15 protein-coding genes and 1 pseudogene are annotated in these 15,652 nt (G+C 70.1%); 4 read left to right on the top strand and 12 right to left on the bottom strand.

The window, feature by feature from the left end; all coding sequences use genetic code 11:
* Positions 1 to 407: 407 nt before the first annotated feature.
* Positions 408 to 1,109, bottom strand: a complete 702-nt coding sequence (locus tag ACH45E_RS09480) for a hypothetical protein (protein ID WP_361442635.1) — start codon at positions 1,107 to 1,109, stop codon at positions 408 to 410.
* Positions 1,110 to 1,328: 219 nt separating this feature from the next.
* Here ACH45E_RS09480 and ACH45E_RS09485 point away from each other — a divergent pair, with 219 nt between their 5' ends.
* A complete protein-coding gene (locus ACH45E_RS09485; protein WP_361442638.1) occupies positions 1,329 to 2,573 on the top strand; it encodes a polysaccharide lyase family 1 protein in 1,245 nt (414 codons plus the stop codon).
* A gap of 71 nt (positions 2,574 to 2,644) precedes the next feature.
* On the opposite strand, the pseudogene ACH45E_RS09490 reads toward ACH45E_RS09485, so the two are convergent.
* The 4 genes and pseudogenes from ACH45E_RS09490 to ACH45E_RS09505 all read right to left on the bottom strand — a co-directional run.
* Positions 2,645 to 2,878 (bottom strand): annotated as a pseudogene (locus tag ACH45E_RS09490) (hypothetical protein); the annotation flags it as partial.
* A 7-nt stretch (positions 2,879 to 2,885) separates the two neighbouring features.
* A complete protein-coding gene (locus ACH45E_RS09495; RefSeq protein ID WP_361442316.1) occupies positions 2,886 to 3,758 on the bottom strand; it encodes a hypothetical protein in 873 nt (290 codons plus the stop codon).
* Between the two features lie 14 nt (positions 3,759 to 3,772).
* Entirely contained in the window at positions 3,773 to 4,648 is an 876-nt protein-coding gene (locus tag ACH45E_RS09500; protein ID WP_361442319.1) for a helix-turn-helix domain-containing protein, read from the bottom strand.
* 150 nt (positions 4,649 to 4,798) lie between these two features.
* On the bottom strand, positions 4,799 to 5,344 hold the full coding sequence (locus ACH45E_RS09505) for an ATP-binding protein (protein WP_361442322.1): 546 nt from the start codon (positions 5,342 to 5,344) through the stop codon (positions 4,799 to 4,801).
* 119 nt (positions 5,345 to 5,463) lie between these two features.
* On the opposite strand from ACH45E_RS09505, the gene ACH45E_RS09510 reads away from it, so the two are divergent.
* Positions 5,464 to 6,339 carry a helix-turn-helix transcriptional regulator gene (locus tag ACH45E_RS09510; protein ID WP_361442325.1) on the top strand — a complete coding sequence of 292 codons (876 nt, stop codon included), beginning with the start codon at positions 5,464 to 5,466 and terminating at the stop codon, positions 6,337 to 6,339.
* Positions 6,336 to 6,545, top strand: a complete 210-nt coding sequence (locus ACH45E_RS09515; protein WP_361442328.1) for a DUF397 domain-containing protein — start codon at positions 6,336 to 6,338, stop codon at positions 6,543 to 6,545. Before ACH45E_RS09510 ends, ACH45E_RS09515 begins: the two co-directional genes overlap by 4 nt.
* Here ACH45E_RS09515 and ACH45E_RS09520 read toward each other — a convergent pair.
* From ACH45E_RS09520 to ACH45E_RS09530, 3 genes are all read right to left on the bottom strand, one after another.
* Positions 6,534 to 6,911 (bottom strand): hypothetical protein, encoded by a 378-nt coding sequence (locus ACH45E_RS09520; protein ID WP_361442331.1) that lies wholly within the window; start codon positions 6,909 to 6,911, stop codon positions 6,534 to 6,536. The two genes, ACH45E_RS09515 and ACH45E_RS09520, sit on opposite strands and share 12 nt — an antisense overlap.
* 62 nt (positions 6,912 to 6,973) lie before the next feature.
* On the bottom strand, positions 6,974 to 7,903 hold the full coding sequence (locus ACH45E_RS09525; RefSeq protein WP_361442334.1) for a hypothetical protein: 930 nt from the start codon (positions 7,901 to 7,903) through the stop codon (positions 6,974 to 6,976).
* A 100-nt stretch (positions 7,904 to 8,003) separates the two neighbouring features.
* The gene (locus tag ACH45E_RS09530) at positions 8,004 to 8,720 is read right to left on the bottom strand and encodes a TetR/AcrR family transcriptional regulator (protein WP_361442337.1); all 717 of its coding nucleotides are present in this window, start codon (positions 8,718 to 8,720) and stop codon (positions 8,004 to 8,006) included.
* A gap of 50 nt (positions 8,721 to 8,770) precedes the next feature.
* On the opposite strand from ACH45E_RS09530, the gene ACH45E_RS09535 reads away from it, so the two are divergent.
* Complete coding sequence (locus tag ACH45E_RS09535) at positions 8,771 to 10,255, top strand: FAD-dependent monooxygenase (protein WP_399040333.1); 1,485 nt, start codon at positions 8,771 to 8,773, stop codon at positions 10,253 to 10,255.
* A 77-nt stretch (positions 10,256 to 10,332) separates the two neighbouring features.
* Here ACH45E_RS09535 and metG read toward each other — a convergent pair whose 3' ends face one another.
* The 4 genes from metG to ACH45E_RS09555 all read right to left on the bottom strand — a co-directional run bounded on the left by metG (position 10,333) and on the right by ACH45E_RS09555 (position 15,613).
* A complete protein-coding gene (gene metG / locus ACH45E_RS09540) occupies positions 10,333 to 11,949 on the bottom strand; it encodes a methionine--tRNA ligase (RefSeq protein ID WP_361442340.1) in 1,617 nt (538 codons plus the stop codon).
* A 109-nt stretch (positions 11,950 to 12,058) separates the two neighbouring features.
* Complete coding sequence (locus tag ACH45E_RS09545; RefSeq protein ID WP_361442343.1) at positions 12,059 to 13,687, bottom strand: VWA domain-containing protein; 1,629 nt, start codon at positions 13,685 to 13,687, stop codon at positions 12,059 to 12,061.
* A gap of 127 nt (positions 13,688 to 13,814) precedes the next feature.
* The gene (locus ACH45E_RS09550; RefSeq protein ID WP_361442346.1) at positions 13,815 to 14,801 is read right to left on the bottom strand and encodes an endonuclease/exonuclease/phosphatase family protein; all 987 of its coding nucleotides are present in this window, start codon (positions 14,799 to 14,801) and stop codon (positions 13,815 to 13,817) included.
* Positions 14,798 to 15,613: an alpha/beta hydrolase gene (locus tag ACH45E_RS09555; protein WP_361442349.1), complete on the bottom strand. Its 816-nt coding sequence runs from the start codon at positions 15,611 to 15,613 to the stop codon at positions 14,798 to 14,800. Before ACH45E_RS09555 ends, ACH45E_RS09550 begins: the two co-directional genes overlap by 4 nt.
* Positions 15,614 to 15,652 lie beyond the last annotated feature (39 nt).

Below are 15,652 nucleotides of genomic sequence, written 5' to 3' on the forward strand. Positions count from 1 at the left end.
GGCGCACAGGAATACCTGCGGTGCGTCACAGCGACCTCCCTTGTCATAAGGGGGACAAGGGAGGAAGCGCCAGCCATGGGATTCCGGAGCACGATCACCACGCTCACGCGAAAGCGCCCCCGGCGGCGGCGGTCCGGCCTGGACGCGGAGGCGGAGGCCAACCACTGGCTCGTACGGCTCGGCGGCGGCCTGGCCCCGCCGGACGCCCGGACGTGGGCGACGGCGGACGAGCACGCGGGGCAGGCACTGACCAGCGCGGCGGAGTGCCACCGCACGGCCCGGGTCCAGCTGGCCGCCGCCCGCACGGCGGAGGAGTACGAGCAGGTGACGCGGACGGCACGGGAGGGCCTGCGGCACCTCGGTACGGCACGCCTCGCCCTCGGCCCCGTACCTCAGTCCCCCGTACCTCAGTCCCCCGTCTCGTCCGGGGGCGCGCCCTCTTCCAGCAGCCGCTCGGCGATGTCCGTGGACCAGGCCAGGGCCCAGGCGCGCAGTTCCGTGACCGCGTCCTCCCCCAGGCCGTACGCCGTGAACGCCGAGTCCGCGTAGTAGTCCATGCCCTCCAGCCGGCTCTGGAGGGTGGGCAGGTCGAACTCGTCCCTGGCGTGGCGGCGGGCCAGTTCCTCCAGTTCGGGGCGGGTGAAGCGGGCCGAGGCCGCCCTCGCGTCGATCAGGTCGACGGCGAGCCCGCGGTCGTACAGGGCCCGGATCTTGGTGCCGACCGCGTCCTCCAGGCAGAGCGTGGGGCCGTAGGGGGTGGTCGGGACGGGCGGACTCCAGAAGGTTTCCTTGTGCAGGGCCAGGGCGGTGACGGGACCCCCCGTCTGCGGGTCCGTGACGGACAGGTGGGCGGAGAGCGGGTCCGTGTCCCGGAGCGTCACCTCACGGCCCCGGGCGGTCAGCGCGTCGCCGAGGGCGCGGGCGATCCGGTCCATCGGCGCGGTGCTCTCCGTCGCCAGATCGACGTTCGCGTGCGGGCGCTGGAGCAGGCCGTGGGCTTGCAGGGCGTAGCCACCGGCGAGGGCGAACGGGGCGACCGCGTCCACGGCGAAGACATCGGCGAGGAGGCGGAGGTGCGCTTCTGGTCCGGGCTGGGGAAGGTGCGGCAGGTTCACCCTGGAAAGTCTTCCCCAATGGCGGCAACCTTCCCGCCACCCGCGACCACTGACGAGTCGTAAGCCGCCCCAGCACGTAAGGACTCCTCCGTGGCATCCCCCGTCGCATCCCCTTCGCAGCGCCCCTCCCACCGCCGGTCCCTCCGCGGGCGGCGTGTCCTCGTCGTCTCCGCCGCCGCCGTGGTCGCCGCTGCCGGTGCCGGCTTCTTCGTGATGAACGCGAACGCCAGCGGCACCGACCTGTACCACCAGACGCTGGCCGCGAAGGACGGCTGGGCGTCCTCCGGTTCCGGTACGACCGGCGGGGCGAAGGCGGACTCCGCGCACACCTTCACCGTCTCCACCCGCGCGCAGCTGGTGAAGGCGCTGGGCTCCGCCTCCGACACGACGCCCCGGATCATCAAGGTCAGCGGGACCATCGACGCCAACACCGACGACTCCGGCAAGAAGCTGACCTGCTCCGACTACGCGTCGGGCACCGGCTACTCGCTCTCGGCCTACCTGAAGGCGTTCGACCCCGCCACCTACGGCCGTTCCAAGCTGCCCTCCGGTACGCAGGAGAAGGCCAGGGTCGCCGCCCAGACCAAGCAGGCCAAGAACGTCACCTTCAAGGTGCCGGCCAACACCAGCATCGTCGGCGTGCCGGGCACCAAGGCGGGGATCACCGGGGGCATGCTCCAGATCCAGAGCGTGGACAACGTCATCGTCCGCAACCTGACCTTCTCCGCCACCGAGGACTGCTTCCCGCAGTGGGACCCGACCGACGGCGATGACGGCAACTGGAACTCGAACTACGACGCGGTCACCCTGCGCGGGGCGACCCACGTCTGGGCGGACCACAACACCTTCACCGACGCCGCCCACTTCGACAGCGCCAACCCGAAGTACTACGGCCGCGAGTACCAGATCCACGACGGTTCCCTCGACATCACCAAGGGCTCGGACCTGGTGACCGTCGAGCGCAACCAGTTCACCAACCACGACAAGACGATGCTCATCGGCAGCAGCGACACCGACAGCACCGGCAAGCTGCACGTCTCCATCCACCACAACGTGTGGAAGGGCATCGTGCAGCGCGCGCCGCTGGCCCGCATCGGCCAGGTGCACATCTACAACAACCTGTACGACACCGCGACGGTCAACGGCTACGTCCTCCAGTACAGCATCAACTCCCGCGCCAAGGCCCAGGTCGTGGCCGAGGACAACTACTGGAAGATCCCTGCCGGCCAGAAGGTCTCCAAGCTCCTCAGCGGCGACGGCACGGGTTCCGTCGCCGGCAGCGGCAACCTCGTCAACGGCACGGCGACGGACCTGGTGGCCGCCTACAACTCCGCGTCGTCGAAGAAGATCAAGACGACCGTCAACTGGACGCCGACCCTCACGGCGGGCCTGGAGACCTCGGCGAAGAACCTGCCGACTTCGCTGGCGACGACTACGGGGGCCGGGGTGCTGAACTAGCGGATCCCGGAGCGCCCTGCCTCAGGAGGCCGACCCGCGTGCCGGGTCGGCCTCTCCGCCATGTTCCGGGGCTACTCGTCTTCGAAGATCGCTTCGGCTGTCGGGGCGGTTACGGCGCGCCGGTGCCAGAGGCGCAGGGTCTCGGGGTCGCCGCAGCCGGTGATGCGTTCCCGGACCGCTTCGGGGACGGCGATGCCGCGCACGTCCAGGACGTCCAGGATGTCCTCGGCTCGGCCTTCGGCTCGGCCTTCGTCGCGGATTTCCTCGGAGAGGTCTGACTTGTAGAAGGAGAGGTCCACGGCTACGTATTCGCTACTCGTCTTCGAAGATCGCTTCGGCTGTCGGGGCGGTTACGGCGCGCCGGTGCCAGAGGCGCAGGGTCTCGGGGTCGCCGCAGCCGGTGATGCGTTCCCGGACCGCTTCGGGGACGGCGATGCCGCGCACGTCCAGGACGTCCAGGATGTCCTCGGCTCGGCCTTCGGCTCGGCCTTCGTCGCGGATTTCCTCGGAGAGGTCTGACTTGTAGAAGGAGAGGTCCACGGCCACCAGTTTCCTCCACAGTTGTGCGGCTGGGTGCTTGCCCAGGCCTTGTGCGATGAGTTCGATGATCGGGTCGGCGACGTTCTGCGGGGTGTCCCGCAGAACGGTCGTCATTGACTTGAGTATGACCCCCGCGTCCGGATGCTTGGCGTGGGTGATCGCGGCCAGCGTGGCGAGGGCGAGATCCTTGCGGGCTTGGGCCGGGTCGGTGATCACCGGCATGTTGTGCGGTCCCGCGACCAGCGGCCGCAGGGTCAGCAGGGGCCACTGGCGTGGGCCGAAGCTGACCTCGCGCGCGGCCCATTCCGCGGTGGCGTGGTCCTGGCAGACGACCAGCAGCATCGGCTGCAGCCGGTACTTCGTGAGCAGGTAAGAGGCGTAGTACGCCCAGCTGGCGGGCTTGTCCGGGTCCTTCCCGCCCTGGGACTCGACCGCCAGGAGCAGCGGCTCGTCGTCCTCCGTCTCCAGCCGCAGGAGGGTGTCCACGCGGCGTTCGACGGGGCTGGTCTCGGTGAGGTCGTTGGGCAGGACGGTGAACGAGGTGGGCTGGGGGAAGTCGATGCCGAGCACCTCGGCGACTCCGGAGAAGAGGCCCGGATACTGCTGGAAGATGCGGTGCATCGCCTCGTGGGGTGAGCTGACCATTCGGTTCCTTGGTCTCAGAGGTGCGTGGGGGGTCGGCAGTCACCGCAGTGGTGTGGGTCGGGGCCGCGGTAGCCGCGGTCGCAGGTGTCGCAGTTGCGCATGGGGTGACGCACCGGCGGGGGTGGTTCGGGGGCGCGGAGCGGCGGTAGGGGCGGGAGCTCGGCGGCGAGGCGGTGGGCAAGGAGGGCGGCCGGGCGGCGTAGGGGCTCCTGTGGCAGGTCGGTGGTCAGGGCGTGGCGTACGGCCGTGGGGGTGAGGTCCCGTTCCAGCCAGGCGACGACTCCGGGGGCGAGGTGTTCGGCGTCGGTGGCGGAGAGGAGCAGGCGGGGGTCCGTGCGGCGGAGGCCGGCCAGGACTTCGGTGGCCGTCTGGAGGAGAGCGGGGGAGGTGTACGCGGGCTTCGGTACGGCGGGGAGGGCGCGGGGGCGTGCGGGTTTCCGCTCCGGGGTGGCGGCCTCGCGGCGGGCCGGGGGCTTGGGCGGGGGTGGTTCGGACGTGTCGCGGTCGCGGTGGCGGCCCGGCTGGTTGCAGGAGACGGTGCGGGTGACGATCCGGCCGGTCTCGGTGCGTTCGCGGGTGCGGCGCAGGTAGCCGTGGTCCTGCAGCTCGTGCAGGGCGGCGGCGATCCGGGTGGGTCCCTCCTTGAAGCGGGCGGTGAGGGACTTGATGTCGATGCGGGAGCCGGTGGGCAGCGACTGGATGTGGCAGGCCAGTCCGATCGCCAGGAGCGACAGGTCCGGGTGCTGGGTGAGGTGGTTGCCGATCACCGTGAAGCGGGTGGTGTGGCGGGTGTTGTCGTGGATGACGCCGCTGGGGTGCGCGTGGGGGTGGTTTTTCCCGCTGTTACGGGACCGGACGCGCGGGCGCGCGCTAGTGTTTTGGGTATCCATCGGGAAGGTTGGTGCTTCCTTGGTGGTGAGGCCCTCGCAGTGGGATGCCAGTCCCGGCGGGGGCCGTCGTGTGTCTGGGGCCGTGCTGTGTCGTGTTGCGCTGAGCGTAAGGCAGACGACCCGTCAGGAATCCAGCTGAGCCGGTGATGTTCACCCGCCCGAGTGAGCGTGCGCCGTGGGCGGGAGGGGTGGGGCTTGGCGTGGTTTCTTTCCCTCTCGTGTTCCTTGGGGAAGACCGCCGACGGCACCGGAGCACACGTGGTCGGGTTCCGGTGGCAGATCGAGTTCGGCCCAGACGGTCTTGCGGGGGACGGGGCCCAGCTTCACGCCCCAGCGGTCGGCGAGGGCGTCGACGAGGAGCAGTCCGCGGCCTGACTCCGCGTCGGGGGTGGGCGGACGGCGGTGGGGGAGGTTGTCACCCCGGGTGTCCGTGACCTCGATGCGGAGGGTCGCGTGGCGGGCCAGGAGGGCGAGGCGGAAGTCGCGTCCGGGGAGCCGGCCGTGGGTGGCGGCGTTGGTGGCCAGTTCGGCGACGAGGTGTTCGGCGGCCTCGGTCACGCGGTGGGGCAGGTCGCGGGTGCGCAGCCACTCCGTGGCGAGCAGGCGAGCGAGGCGGGCGCCTCGTGGGGTGGGGGACAGCAGGACGCTGAAGTGGTCGGTGGGGGAGAGAAGTTGGGTGGACTTTTCCTGATTCACATCACTGAGGGTGGCGGTGCGTGCTTACCGTGAACAGTGACAGTGCTGATACGTAGGGTGACTGTCCGGGGCATGTCCGCTCGCGTCCGGGCTGTCTGAGCTTGCCAGAGGGGTGCGATATGTCGGTCGATGGAGAGGCGCGGAGGCTCAATGGCGAGGCGGACGAGCCGGGGTGGGAGGTGGATCCGGAGGATGAGTGGGGCCTTGCCGTTGTCGCCACGGTGGGACGGCAGTTGAGGCTGCGGCGTGAGGCGGTGGGGATGAGGGCCGGCGAGTTCGGAAAGGCCGTCGGCTATGGCGAGGACATGGTCTACAAGATCGAGGGCGGGAAGCGGATTCCGCGGCCCGAGTTCCTCGACAGGGCGGACGAGGTGTTGGGGGCGGGTGGGTTGCTCGCGGCGATGAAGGAGGATGTGGAGAAGGTCCGGTACCCGAAGAAAGTGCGGGACTTGGCCCAGATGGAGGCCAGGGCGGTCGAAATCGGTGTGTACGAGTGCAACATCATCGCTGGGCTCTTGCAGACGCCTGAGCACACTAGGGCCTTGATCCAGGCTGGGCAGCCGCCGTACTCGCCAGACGATGTGGAACGCATGGTGGCTGCGCGTTTGGCGCGGCAGTCTGTATTCGAACGTGCTCCAGCCCCATCGGTCCACTTCGTGCTGGAAGAGGCGCCGCTGCGTCGACAGGTTGGGGGCACAATGGCGTGGCGACAGCAGCTCGAACACCTGCTGGAGGTGGGGCGCTTGCACAACGTCACGCTTCAGGTCATGCCGACGAACTCCGATCCCCACCCGGGGCTGGACGGCAGGATCGAGTTGCTGAAGTTCCCGGACGGTACAGCGGCAGGCCGCTCCGACGGTGCGTTCAACGGGCGGCCGATCACCGATCCGAAACAGCTCCGCATCCTTGACCTGCGGTATGGCACCATCCGGGCGCAGGCCCTCCCACCCCGGGAGTCGCTGGCCTTCATCGAGAAACTGCTGGGAGAAACATGATCCGCAAGGCTTCCGCCGGAGACGCCTTCGAGCCGGCGTGGTTCAAGAGCAGCTACAGCGGTGGTACCGACGGTGAGTCCTGCGTCGAAGTGGCCGCTACTCCTGGCACCGTCCACGTCCGCGACTCCAAGCACGCCGAAGGCCCCCGGCTCGCGCTGGCGCCGGAGGCCTGGGCGGACTTCGTCACGTACGCCTCAGGGAGCTGAGGGCTGGTCGCGGCCCGGCTCCGCGGTGAACAGTTCTTCGGCGTTCGTGACGGTGAAGGCCGAGTCCAGCCAGTGGGCGAGGGTTGCCAGGTCGGTGCAGGCGGTGACGCGCTCCCAGGTGTTGGCGGTTACCTCGATGCCCCGCCTCTGGAGGGTCCGCAGGACCGCCGTGGCCCGCCCCTCCGCGAAGCCGGCCTTCCACGCCATCCTGTACTCATCGGTCCAGCTCCCCGCCAAGGCACGCAGGCAGGTGACGTCCTCGAGGGACAGGGAATCGCGTCGGCTGATCTCGTTCAGGTGTGCGTTCTGGTCGGCCATCGCCTCCTCGCGAGAGAGCCCGATGGCCATGGCGAGGGCTGTGGACATGTACCGGTCCCTCACCCGCTCTTGCAGTTCCGGGCTCATCCGGTTGATCAGGAGCGGCGCATTCATGCTGGGCCCCCGTCGGGTGCGGCCTCGGACACCGTCGGCTCTTCGGCGAAGAGCTCGTCAATGCTCTCCACATGCGGCGTCCGGTCCAGCCAGTGGTTGAGGAGGTCGAGGTCGGTGCAGCCAGCGATGCGGTCCCGGGCCTCCTCGGGGACGGAGACGCCCCGTGCTTCGAGGAAGCGAAGGATGGCCTTGGCCTCGCCCTTCGCCTCGCCCTTCGCCTCGCCCTCAAGGTACGTCTGCTCGAAGAGAGTTCCCCGGCCGGGGAAGTAGGTGGCGACCATCTTCTGAAGACCTTTCCATGTCTCCTTGGCCGGAGTGTCCTCCAGGCCGACTTCCACGAATTCACACCAGTACTTCGCTGTGGCCTTGTCGAAGGACCGCATTCCGCGGGCCAGCATGTCCAGTATGGCGTCGATGTCCTTGCTCTCGCTGTGGACGATGGCAGAGATCGTGGCCATCGCCGGCTCCTCAGCGACCATCGACGCGTCGGTGATCTCGGGAACGTTGTGCGGACCCAGGACGAACGGGCGCGTCACCTGGGTGGCCCAGGGGCCGACACGACTCTCGAACGGCCCCGCCGCCCACGTAGAGGTCGGTTTGTTCTTGCATACCGCGACCAGCAGCACCGGGAGCCCGAACTTCGCATGCAGGTACGCCACGTAGTACGCCCAGCTGATCCCCTTGTCCGGGGCCCGTCTGGTCTGGGCCTCGACGGCGACCATGAACCGGTCCCCCTCGGACGGCTCGACTTTCAGCACGGTGTCCACACGGCGTTCCATGGGACGGATCTCCGTGGCGTCCGGGGACATCGCCTCGATGATCGCTTTTGCCGGAGGCGGCAGACCCAGTGCCTTGAAGACGGGGGCGAGAACCTCGGGATGCTCCTGGAAGATCCGGTGTGAGGCCTCGTGTGTCGATGTGACCATGGGAGCAATCTCGGCGATCACGAGATGCGCTGTCCGGGTGATGGGGTGCATTCACCCGTTCGAGATACGAATGAACGTTTTTGTGTACCGGCGTCACGCGCTACCGGTGTGCGAGACCCTCCAGCATCAGGGTGAGGGTGAAGTCGAAGCGGTCGTGGGCCTCGCCGGCGGTGAGTTCGGTGGCGTGGCGGGTGGTGTGGGGGAAGGTCTCGGGGGGCAGGGCCGCGAGGCGGCGTAGGAGTTCGTCGCGGTTGTGGACCCAGATCGCGTCGTCGTCCGCTGATCGTTGGCGCGCGATCGATGCTTCGAGGCAGTAGGCGGCCACGTACAGCAGGAGGGCGTCGATGGCCCAGGCGGCGGCCTGTGGGGCGATGCCGCCGATGAGCAGGATCGCCAGCATTCCCTCGCTGACGCGCACGGTCTCCAGGTTGGTGGGGGCCATGGCGAGCGCGGCGCGGGAGATCCCGGGGTACTTCAGGTACTGGTCGCGTATCCGGGCGCACACGCCGCGGATCTGCTCCCGCCAGGCCGCGGGGTCGGGCTCGGGCAGTACGAGCTCGGCGCACAGCCGCCCGATGAGCAGCTCGTCGAGGTCGGCCTTGTTGACCACGTGGGCGTAGAGCGAGGCGGGACCGGTGTCGAGCGCGCCGGCCAGCCGTCGCATGGTGAGCGCCTCGTAGCCCTCCACGGCGATGACGCCCAGCGCGGTGTCGACGACCTGCTCCACGGTGATCGGGACCTTGCGCCGCCGCGGCCTGGGCTCGGTGTCGGGGCTCGGCGGCTGGTGGCGTGCCGCGCGTCGCTCTCTCGGGTTCACCCGACCACTATAGCTTGACACGAACACTGTTCGTATATAGAACGCTGTTCGTGTCTAGCGATGAGAAGTACGACGTGGACGTGACCGTGGTCGGGGCCGGGCCGGTGGGCCTTCTGCTCGCCGCGGAGCTGGCGCTCTCCGGGGCGAGCGTGCAGATACTCGAGCGGCGGGCCGAGCCGGACGAGGCGATGAAGGCGCAGTCGATCAACGTGCCGACCGCCGAGGCGCTCGACCGCCGAGGGCTGTTGCCTGGCGGCGGGCGAAGGGGCGGTACGCGGCTCACCGGGCATTTCGCGGGGATGGTCCTCGACCCCGGCCTCGTGGACTGGTCCGATCCCGACTTCGCCGCGCACACCGCCGCCGGCGGGGCGCGGATGCTGCCGCAGCCTCAGATGGAGGCGCTGCTGGCCGACCACGTCGCGCGACTCGGCGTGCTTGTACGGCGCGGGGTGGAGGTCACCGGGCTCGAAGACACCGGCGACGGTGTGCTCGTCGGCACCAGCGCCGGTGCGGTGCGCACCCGGTGGCTGGTCGGGTGCGACGGCGGGCACAGCACCGTGCGGCGCCTCGTCGGCATCGGCTTCCCCGGTACCGACCCCGAACTCACCGGCTACCAGGCGGTCGTCGACATCGCCGACCCCTCGCTGCTCGCGGACGGATGGGCGTGGTCGAGTCGGGGGGCGTACCGCTACGGGCCGCAGCCCGGGCGGGTGGCCACCCTGGAGTTCGGCGGTCCGCCCGCCGACCGGTCTGCGGCGGTCACCCTTGAGGAGGTGCAGGGCAGTCTGCGCCGGGTCTCGGGTACCGATGTCACGCTGACCGCACTGCGCGCCGTCCCGACCCGCTGGACCGACAACACCCGCCAGGCCGCGACCTACCGTTCGGGGCGGGTGCTCCTGGCCGGTGACGCCGCGCATGTGCATCCGCCGTTCGGCGGCCAGGGGCTCAACCTCGGGGCCGGTGACGCGATGAACCTCGGGTGGAAGCTCGGGGCCGTGGTCGCCGGGTGGGCGCCCGAAGGGCTGCTCGACACCTACGACGCCGAGCGCCGGCCCATCGGCGCCTGGGTGATGGACTGGACGCGGGCTCAGATCGGGGTGCTGCGCGGGGACGCCAAGTCGGCCGCGCTCCGGGAGGTCGTGGGTGATCTGCTGAGCACGCGGGAGGGCACGACGTACGCGGTCAAGAAGATCTCCGGCGTTGCGCAGCGCATCGACCTGCCCGGGGACTGTCCCGACCATCCGTTGATCGGGCGGTTCGTTCCCGATCTGTGGCTGAGGGACGGCTCCCGGCTGGCCGACCACGGTCACGGCGGCGGGTTCCTGCTGCTCGACCGTACGTTGGACGGCGCGCTCGGCGGTCTCGCCGCGGGCTGGGGCGGGCGGGTGAACCGTGTGACCGATGGCGATGCGACTCCGGCCGGGGTGCTGGTGCGGCCGGACGGGGTGGTCGTCTGGGCTTCCGATGTCGTCGATGCCGCTGCCGTTGCCGGTTGCGAGGTCGTGCTGCGGCGATGGGCCGGTGTGCCGTCCTGAGCTGCCACGTGAAGAGGCCCGGAAACCAGGGGCGGTTTCCGGGCCTCCGTGTGTCCGCGTGCGAGTGGGCGTACGCCCTACTCGCTCGGCTTCTCCTCGAGGCGGGGGAAGAGGATCGCGCCCTTGGTGACCGTGGAGCCCGCCGGGAGCTTGCCCCACTCGCCGGCCTCCTGGACCCGCTGGGTCGCGAGGGTGCCGAGGGTGGGCTCCGCGCCCAGGGAGTCCCAGAGCTTCTGGGAGGTGTCCGGCATGACCGGGTTGAGCAGGACGGCTACCGCGCGGAGGGACTCGGCGGCCGTGTAGAGGATCGTCGCCAGGCGGGCCTTGCCCTCGGGCGAGTCGTCCTTGGCGACCTTCCACGGCTCCTGCTCGGTGAGGTAGCCGTTGACCTGCTTGACGAACTCGAAGACGGCCAGGATACCGCCCTGGAAGTCCAGCTCGTCGCCGATCTTCCGGTCGGCCTCCGCCACGGCCTTGGCCAGGCCCTCGTGGACGGCCTTCTCCGCCTCGCCGACGGCCGTCGCCTCCGGCAGCGCGCCGCCGAAGTACTTGCCGACCATCGCGGCCACCCGGGAGGCCAGGTTGCCGTAGTCGTTCGCCAGCTCGCTCGTGTAGCGGGCGGAGAAGTCCTCCCACGAGAACGAGCCGTCCTGGCCGAAGGCGATCGCCCGCAGGAAGTACCAGCGGTAGGCGTCCACGCCGAAGTGCGAGGTCAGGTCCTGTGGCTTGATGCCGGTCAGGTTCGACTTCGACATCTTCTCGCCGCCGACCATCAGCCAGCCGTTGGCCGCGATCTTGCCGGGCAGGGGCAGGCCCTGGGCCATCAGCATCGCCGGCCAGATCACCGCGTGGAAGCGGAGGATGTCCTTGCCGACCAGGTGGACGTCGGCCGGGAAGGTGTCCTCGAACTTCTCCTGGTTCTCGTTGTAGCCGACCGCCGTGGCGTAGTTCAGCAGCGCGTCGATCCACACGTAGATCACGTGCTTGTCGTCCCAGGGGACCGGGACGCCCCAGTCGAAGGTCGAGCGGGAGATGGAGAGGTCCTGGAGGCCCCGGCGGACGAAGTTCACGACCTCGTTGCGCGCGGACTCGGGCTGGATGAAGTCCGGGTTGGCCTCGTAGTGGGCGAGGAGCCGGTCGGCGTACTCGCTCAGCTTGAAGAAGTAGTTCTCCTCGCTGAGGATCTCCACCGGCTTCTTGTGGACCGAGCAGATCTTCTGGCCCGCGTACTCGCCCTCGCCGTCCAGCAGCTGGTCGGGGGACTTGTACTCCTCACAGCCCACGCAGTACGGGCCCTCGTAGCCGCCCTTGTAGATCTCGTCCTTGTCGTACAGGTCCTGTACGAACTCCTGGACGCGGTCGGTGTGCCGCTTCTGCGTGGTGCGGATGAAGTCGTCGTTCGCGATCTCCAGGTGCTCCCACAGGGGCTTCCAGGCCTCGGTGACGAGCTTGTCGGCCCAGGCCTGCGGGGTGACCCCGTTGGCCTCGGCCGTGCGCATGATCTTCTGACCGTGCTCGTCCGTGCCGGTGAGGTACCACACCTTCTCGCCGCGCTGACGGTGCCAGCGGGTGAGCACGTCGCCTGCGACGGTCGTATAGGCGTGGCCCAGGTGAGGAGCGTCGTTGACGTAGTAGATGGGGGTCGAGACGTAGTACGCCTTCGCCCCCTGCTTCTCGGATCCAGTGGCCGCCATAAGTCGAAATCCTACTGGCCCGCTGAAGATCGACTCACATGCGTTTCGGGGGGTGGACCGGTGGCGCGGGGCCGGTGGTCCACCCCCCGAGGGGATCAGCGGGGGGCCTTTACGGGCGCCAGGCCGCCAGTACGCCCTCGTAGAGCTCGGCGTCGGTGAGCTCGCGCGGGGTCGGGCCCGCGTGGAAGAAGGACGCGTTGTCGGTCTTCAGTTTGCGGAGGTAGTCGAACGCCTTGTTGTCGTGCTCGCCGAAGGCGACGAAGGAGAAGAAGACGCCGGGGTGGGTCTTCGCGGCCTCGGTGAGGGACTGGGTGGCGGGGGTCTTGGCGTCGGGGGCGCCGTCCGTCTGGAAGATCACCAGGGCGGGGGCGGTGGGGTCGGGGGTCTTGTCGTGCAGGGCGAGTACGGCTTCCACGGCGGCGTGGTAGCTGGTGCGGCCCATGCGGCCGAGCCCTGCGTGCAGGTCGTCGATCTTGTTCTCGTGGTCGGTGAGGGTGAGCTCGCCGGTGCCGTCCAGTTCTGTGGAGAAGAAGACGACCGGGACCGTGGCCTCGGGGTCGAGGTGGGCGGCGAGGGCGAGGGTCTGCTCGGCGAGGGCCTGGGCGGAGCCGTCCTTGTAGTACGGGCGCATGCTCGCGGAGCGGTCGAGGACGAGGTAGAGCCTTGCGCGTGTGCCGGTGCGCTCCGCTTTTTTGAGGGCGGCTGTTGCTGCCTTGTAGGCGGTGAGCAGGGCGGGGGCGCGGGTCTTTACTCGGGTGAGGGGGGTGGCGGGGCCCTGCGGGGGGTTGGCCGCGTCGGTGGGCTCGGCCGTGGCCTCCGGCTCCGGCTGGGCCTCAGCCTCCGGCTCGGTGGCTGCTTGTGTTGCGGGCTCGGGCTGTGGTTCGGCCTCGGCGGCTTCGCCTTCGGCGGGTGTGTTCCCACCCGCACCACCCGTGCGGGTTTCGTGGTCGGGTGCGGGTGGCCCCTGTGGGGCGTCCTCGCCGTCGGCGGCCTCGGCCTGTGGCTTCTGGGCGGGCTCCACCTCAGCCTCCGGCTCGGTGGCTGCTTCCGCTACGGGCTCGGGCTGGACCTCGGGCTCGGGGGTCGGGTGCGGTTCGGCCTCGGCTTCGCCTTCGGCCGGGGTGTTCCCACCCGCACCACCCGTGCGGGTTTCGTGGTCGGGTGCGGGTGGCCCCTGTGGGGCGTCCTCGCCGTCGGCGGCTGCGGCCTCCGGCTCCTGGGCGGGCTCCGCCTCGGCCTCGGCCTTCGGCTCCGGCTGCACCTCGGCCTCCGGCTCGGGCTCGACCTCGGCGGCAGCTTCCGGCTCGGGCTCGACCTCGGCGGCAGCTTCCGGCTCGGGCTCCGGCTCCGCTTGCGCCTCGGGCTCCGGCTGAGCCTCGGGCTCTGCTTCGGGCTCGGCTGCAGGCTCCGGCTTCGCCTCGGCGGCAGCCGTCGGCTCGGCCTCGGCCTCCGGCTCCGGAGTGGGCTCCGTGGGCTCGGCTGTGGGCTTCAGGGTGATTTCGGCTTCGGCGGATGCGGACGGGCGGGGGACCGTCACGTTGTTGAAGGCTGCCGAGACGAGGTCGTGTTCCGTCGCCTGCTCCTCGGGGGAGGACTGGCGGGGCTCGGGGATCTGGGCCGCGGGTTCGGGCTGCGGCTCCGGTGCGGGCGAAGGCGTGCTGTCCGCACCCTCTGCTTCGGCGGCACGCCCCTTGCGTGACCGGCCGAACGCGTTCCGCAGGAGAGTGAGAATGCCCATGTGCGCAACCCTTCGCTGAGTTGATGCCCGAGATCCCTGGCCAGGACGGACACGTAAGGTTAGCGGCCCCGGATGGCGATCTTGGGGTGGGTCAGTGTGGTGAGACGGCCCCCGTCCGTGGGTTTCGTCAACTTGAGGGCCGACTGGGCGACTTCGGACTCCGCTGGTGCAGGGTCAGGTCGGTGAGCAGTGCGCGGTGGTCGGTGCCGGCCAGACCGAGGAAGCGGGCGCTGGTCGCGGAGAAGTCCGGGGAGATGAGGACGTGGTCGATCTGGGCGCCGAGGATCCGGGCGGTGCGGGCGGGCCAGCTGGGTGTGCGGTCGTCTCCGGCCAGGCGGGCCGCGTCGCGCAGGCCGGTGTCGAGGATGTGGCGGAAGGCGGCGTGGTCCTGGGTGGCGTTGAAGTCGCCGGACAGGATGGTGGGGGTTCGTCGGTCGGCGGCGGCGAAATCCCGCAGGCGGCCCAGCTCGCGGTGCCAGGGGCCGAGCCGGCCGGGGAGTGGTGGCATGGGGTGGGCCAGTTGGAGCCGTACGGGGTGGCCGCGTACGTCGGCGACGGCGCCGGGCATGCCCATGTGGCCGGGGATGCCGTCGGTGCCGCGCAGCGGGTAGCGGCTGAGGATGAGGGAGCCCTCGGAGCCGCCCGCGACGACCGCCTGACGGTGGGGGTAGGTGTCGCCGACCTCTCGTCTGAGCGTGGCCTGGCAGGTGTACTCGCACTCCTGTACGAACACCAGAGCGGGCTTGTAGCGGCGGATGACGGGGACGAGGGAGCCGGTGCCGCGGCCGAACTCGACGTTCGAGGTCAGCACCCGGAAGGAGGCCAGCGGCTGGCCGGGGGTGTCGTCTGCCTTGCCGTACGGCTCGATGAACCAGGCCAGCAGCCCGAGCAGGGCCAGGCCCCAGACCAGGCCGGTCCACCACCGCGCGAGCAGCGCGAACAGCAGGGCCGCGCCGGTGGGGAGCAGCAGCCACGGCAGGAAGGCGAGCAGCTGGGTCACCGGTGTGATGCCGTCGGTGTCGGCGACCCGGCAGCCGACGACCACGCTCACGCCCGCGCACAGCAGCCCGGCACACCAGGCGCCGAGCCGCCTGCGTCCGGGCTGGGTCGTCACCTGCCCGAGGGTACGAGTCCGCCGTCCACCCGCGCCAGGAACTCCTCCAGCGCCTCGTTGAACTCCTTCGGGCGTTCCAGGTTGGGCATGTGCGCCGCGCCCTCGATCACGTGCAGCCTCGAGTCGGGGAGGGCGGCGTGCATCGCCTCGGCGTCGGCGACCGGGGTGAAGGCGTCGTCGGCGCCGACGACCACGAGCGCGGGCACGGCGACCCGGGTGAGCAGGTCGCGGTAGTCGGGGCGTTCGGCCCGGCCGCGCAGGGCCGCCGCGGCGCCGTCGGGCGGGGTGGCCGTCATCATGCGGTGGACGTGGGCCTTGACCTCGGGTGCGGCGTACGGGGCGACCATCTGCTCCAGGACCTCATCGGCGTACCCGCGCATGCCCTCCCGCAGCAGCCGGTCGGCCATGGCAGCCCGGGTACGTCTGCCCTCCGGGGTCTCCGCCGCCGGGAAGGTGTCGGCGAGGACCAGGCCCCGGATCCGCTCGGGGAACTGCCGGTAGCAGTCCATGACGATCTGCCCGCCCATGGACAGTCCGGCGAGCACGAAGGACTCCACCTCCAGCTCGTCCAGCAGCTCGGCGATGTCCCGCGCGAACCGGGCGAGCGGGGTGGTGCCGGGGACGACGGGGGAGGCGCCGTAGCCGCGCAGGTCGGGGGCGATCACCCGGCGGGAGGCGGAGAAGGCCTCGGTCTGCGGGGTCCACATGGTGCGGTCGAAAGGGTGGCCGTGGACGAGGACAAGGGGGAGGGAGAGGGGGAGCCCGTGCGGAACTTCGGGGGCTTTGTCCTCGTATGCGAGGAAGGGAGTCATGTGAGTGACCCTAGGGTGGCCGACTACTCGGTGCAATAA

It is taken from the genome of Streptomyces sp. NPDC020299, from assembly GCF_044387825.1.
Taxonomy (GTDB): domain Bacteria; phylum Actinomycetota; class Actinomycetes; order Streptomycetales; family Streptomycetaceae; genus Streptomyces.

Excerpts from the sequence above, each read along its gene's own strand:
- ACH45E_RS09555 (WP_361442349.1), bottom strand. The coding sequence starts at position 15,613 with ATGACTCCCTTCCTCGCATACGAGGACAAAGCCCCCGAAGTTCCGCAC.
- ACH45E_RS09500 (WP_361442319.1), bottom strand. The coding sequence starts at position 4,648 with ATGGATACCCAAAACACTAGCGCGCGCCCGCGCGTCCGGTCCCGTAAC.
- metG (WP_361442340.1), bottom strand. The coding sequence starts at position 11,949 with ATGGCGGCCACTGGATCCGAGAAGCAGGGGGCGAAGGCGTACTACGTC.
- ACH45E_RS09545 (WP_361442343.1), bottom strand. The coding sequence starts at position 13,687 with ATGGGCATTCTCACTCTCCTGCGGAACGCGTTCGGCCGGTCACGCAAG.
- ACH45E_RS09495 (WP_361442316.1), bottom strand. The coding sequence starts at position 3,758 with ATGGTCAGCTCACCCCACGAGGCGATGCACCGCATCTTCCAGCAGTAT.
- ACH45E_RS09525 (WP_361442334.1), bottom strand. The coding sequence starts at position 7,903 with ATGGTCACATCGACACACGAGGCCTCACACCGGATCTTCCAGGAGCAT.
- ACH45E_RS09515 (WP_361442328.1), top strand. The coding sequence starts at position 6,336 with ATGATCCGCAAGGCTTCCGCCGGAGACGCCTTCGAGCCGGCGTGGTTC.
- ACH45E_RS09485 (WP_361442638.1), top strand. The coding sequence starts at position 1,329 with ATGAACGCGAACGCCAGCGGCACCGACCTGTACCACCAGACGCTGGCC.
- ACH45E_RS09510 (WP_361442325.1), top strand. The coding sequence starts at position 5,464 with ATGTCGGTCGATGGAGAGGCGCGGAGGCTCAATGGCGAGGCGGACGAG.
- ACH45E_RS09520 (WP_361442331.1), bottom strand. The coding sequence starts at position 6,911 with ATGTCCACAGCCCTCGCCATGGCCATCGGGCTCTCTCGCGAGGAGGCG.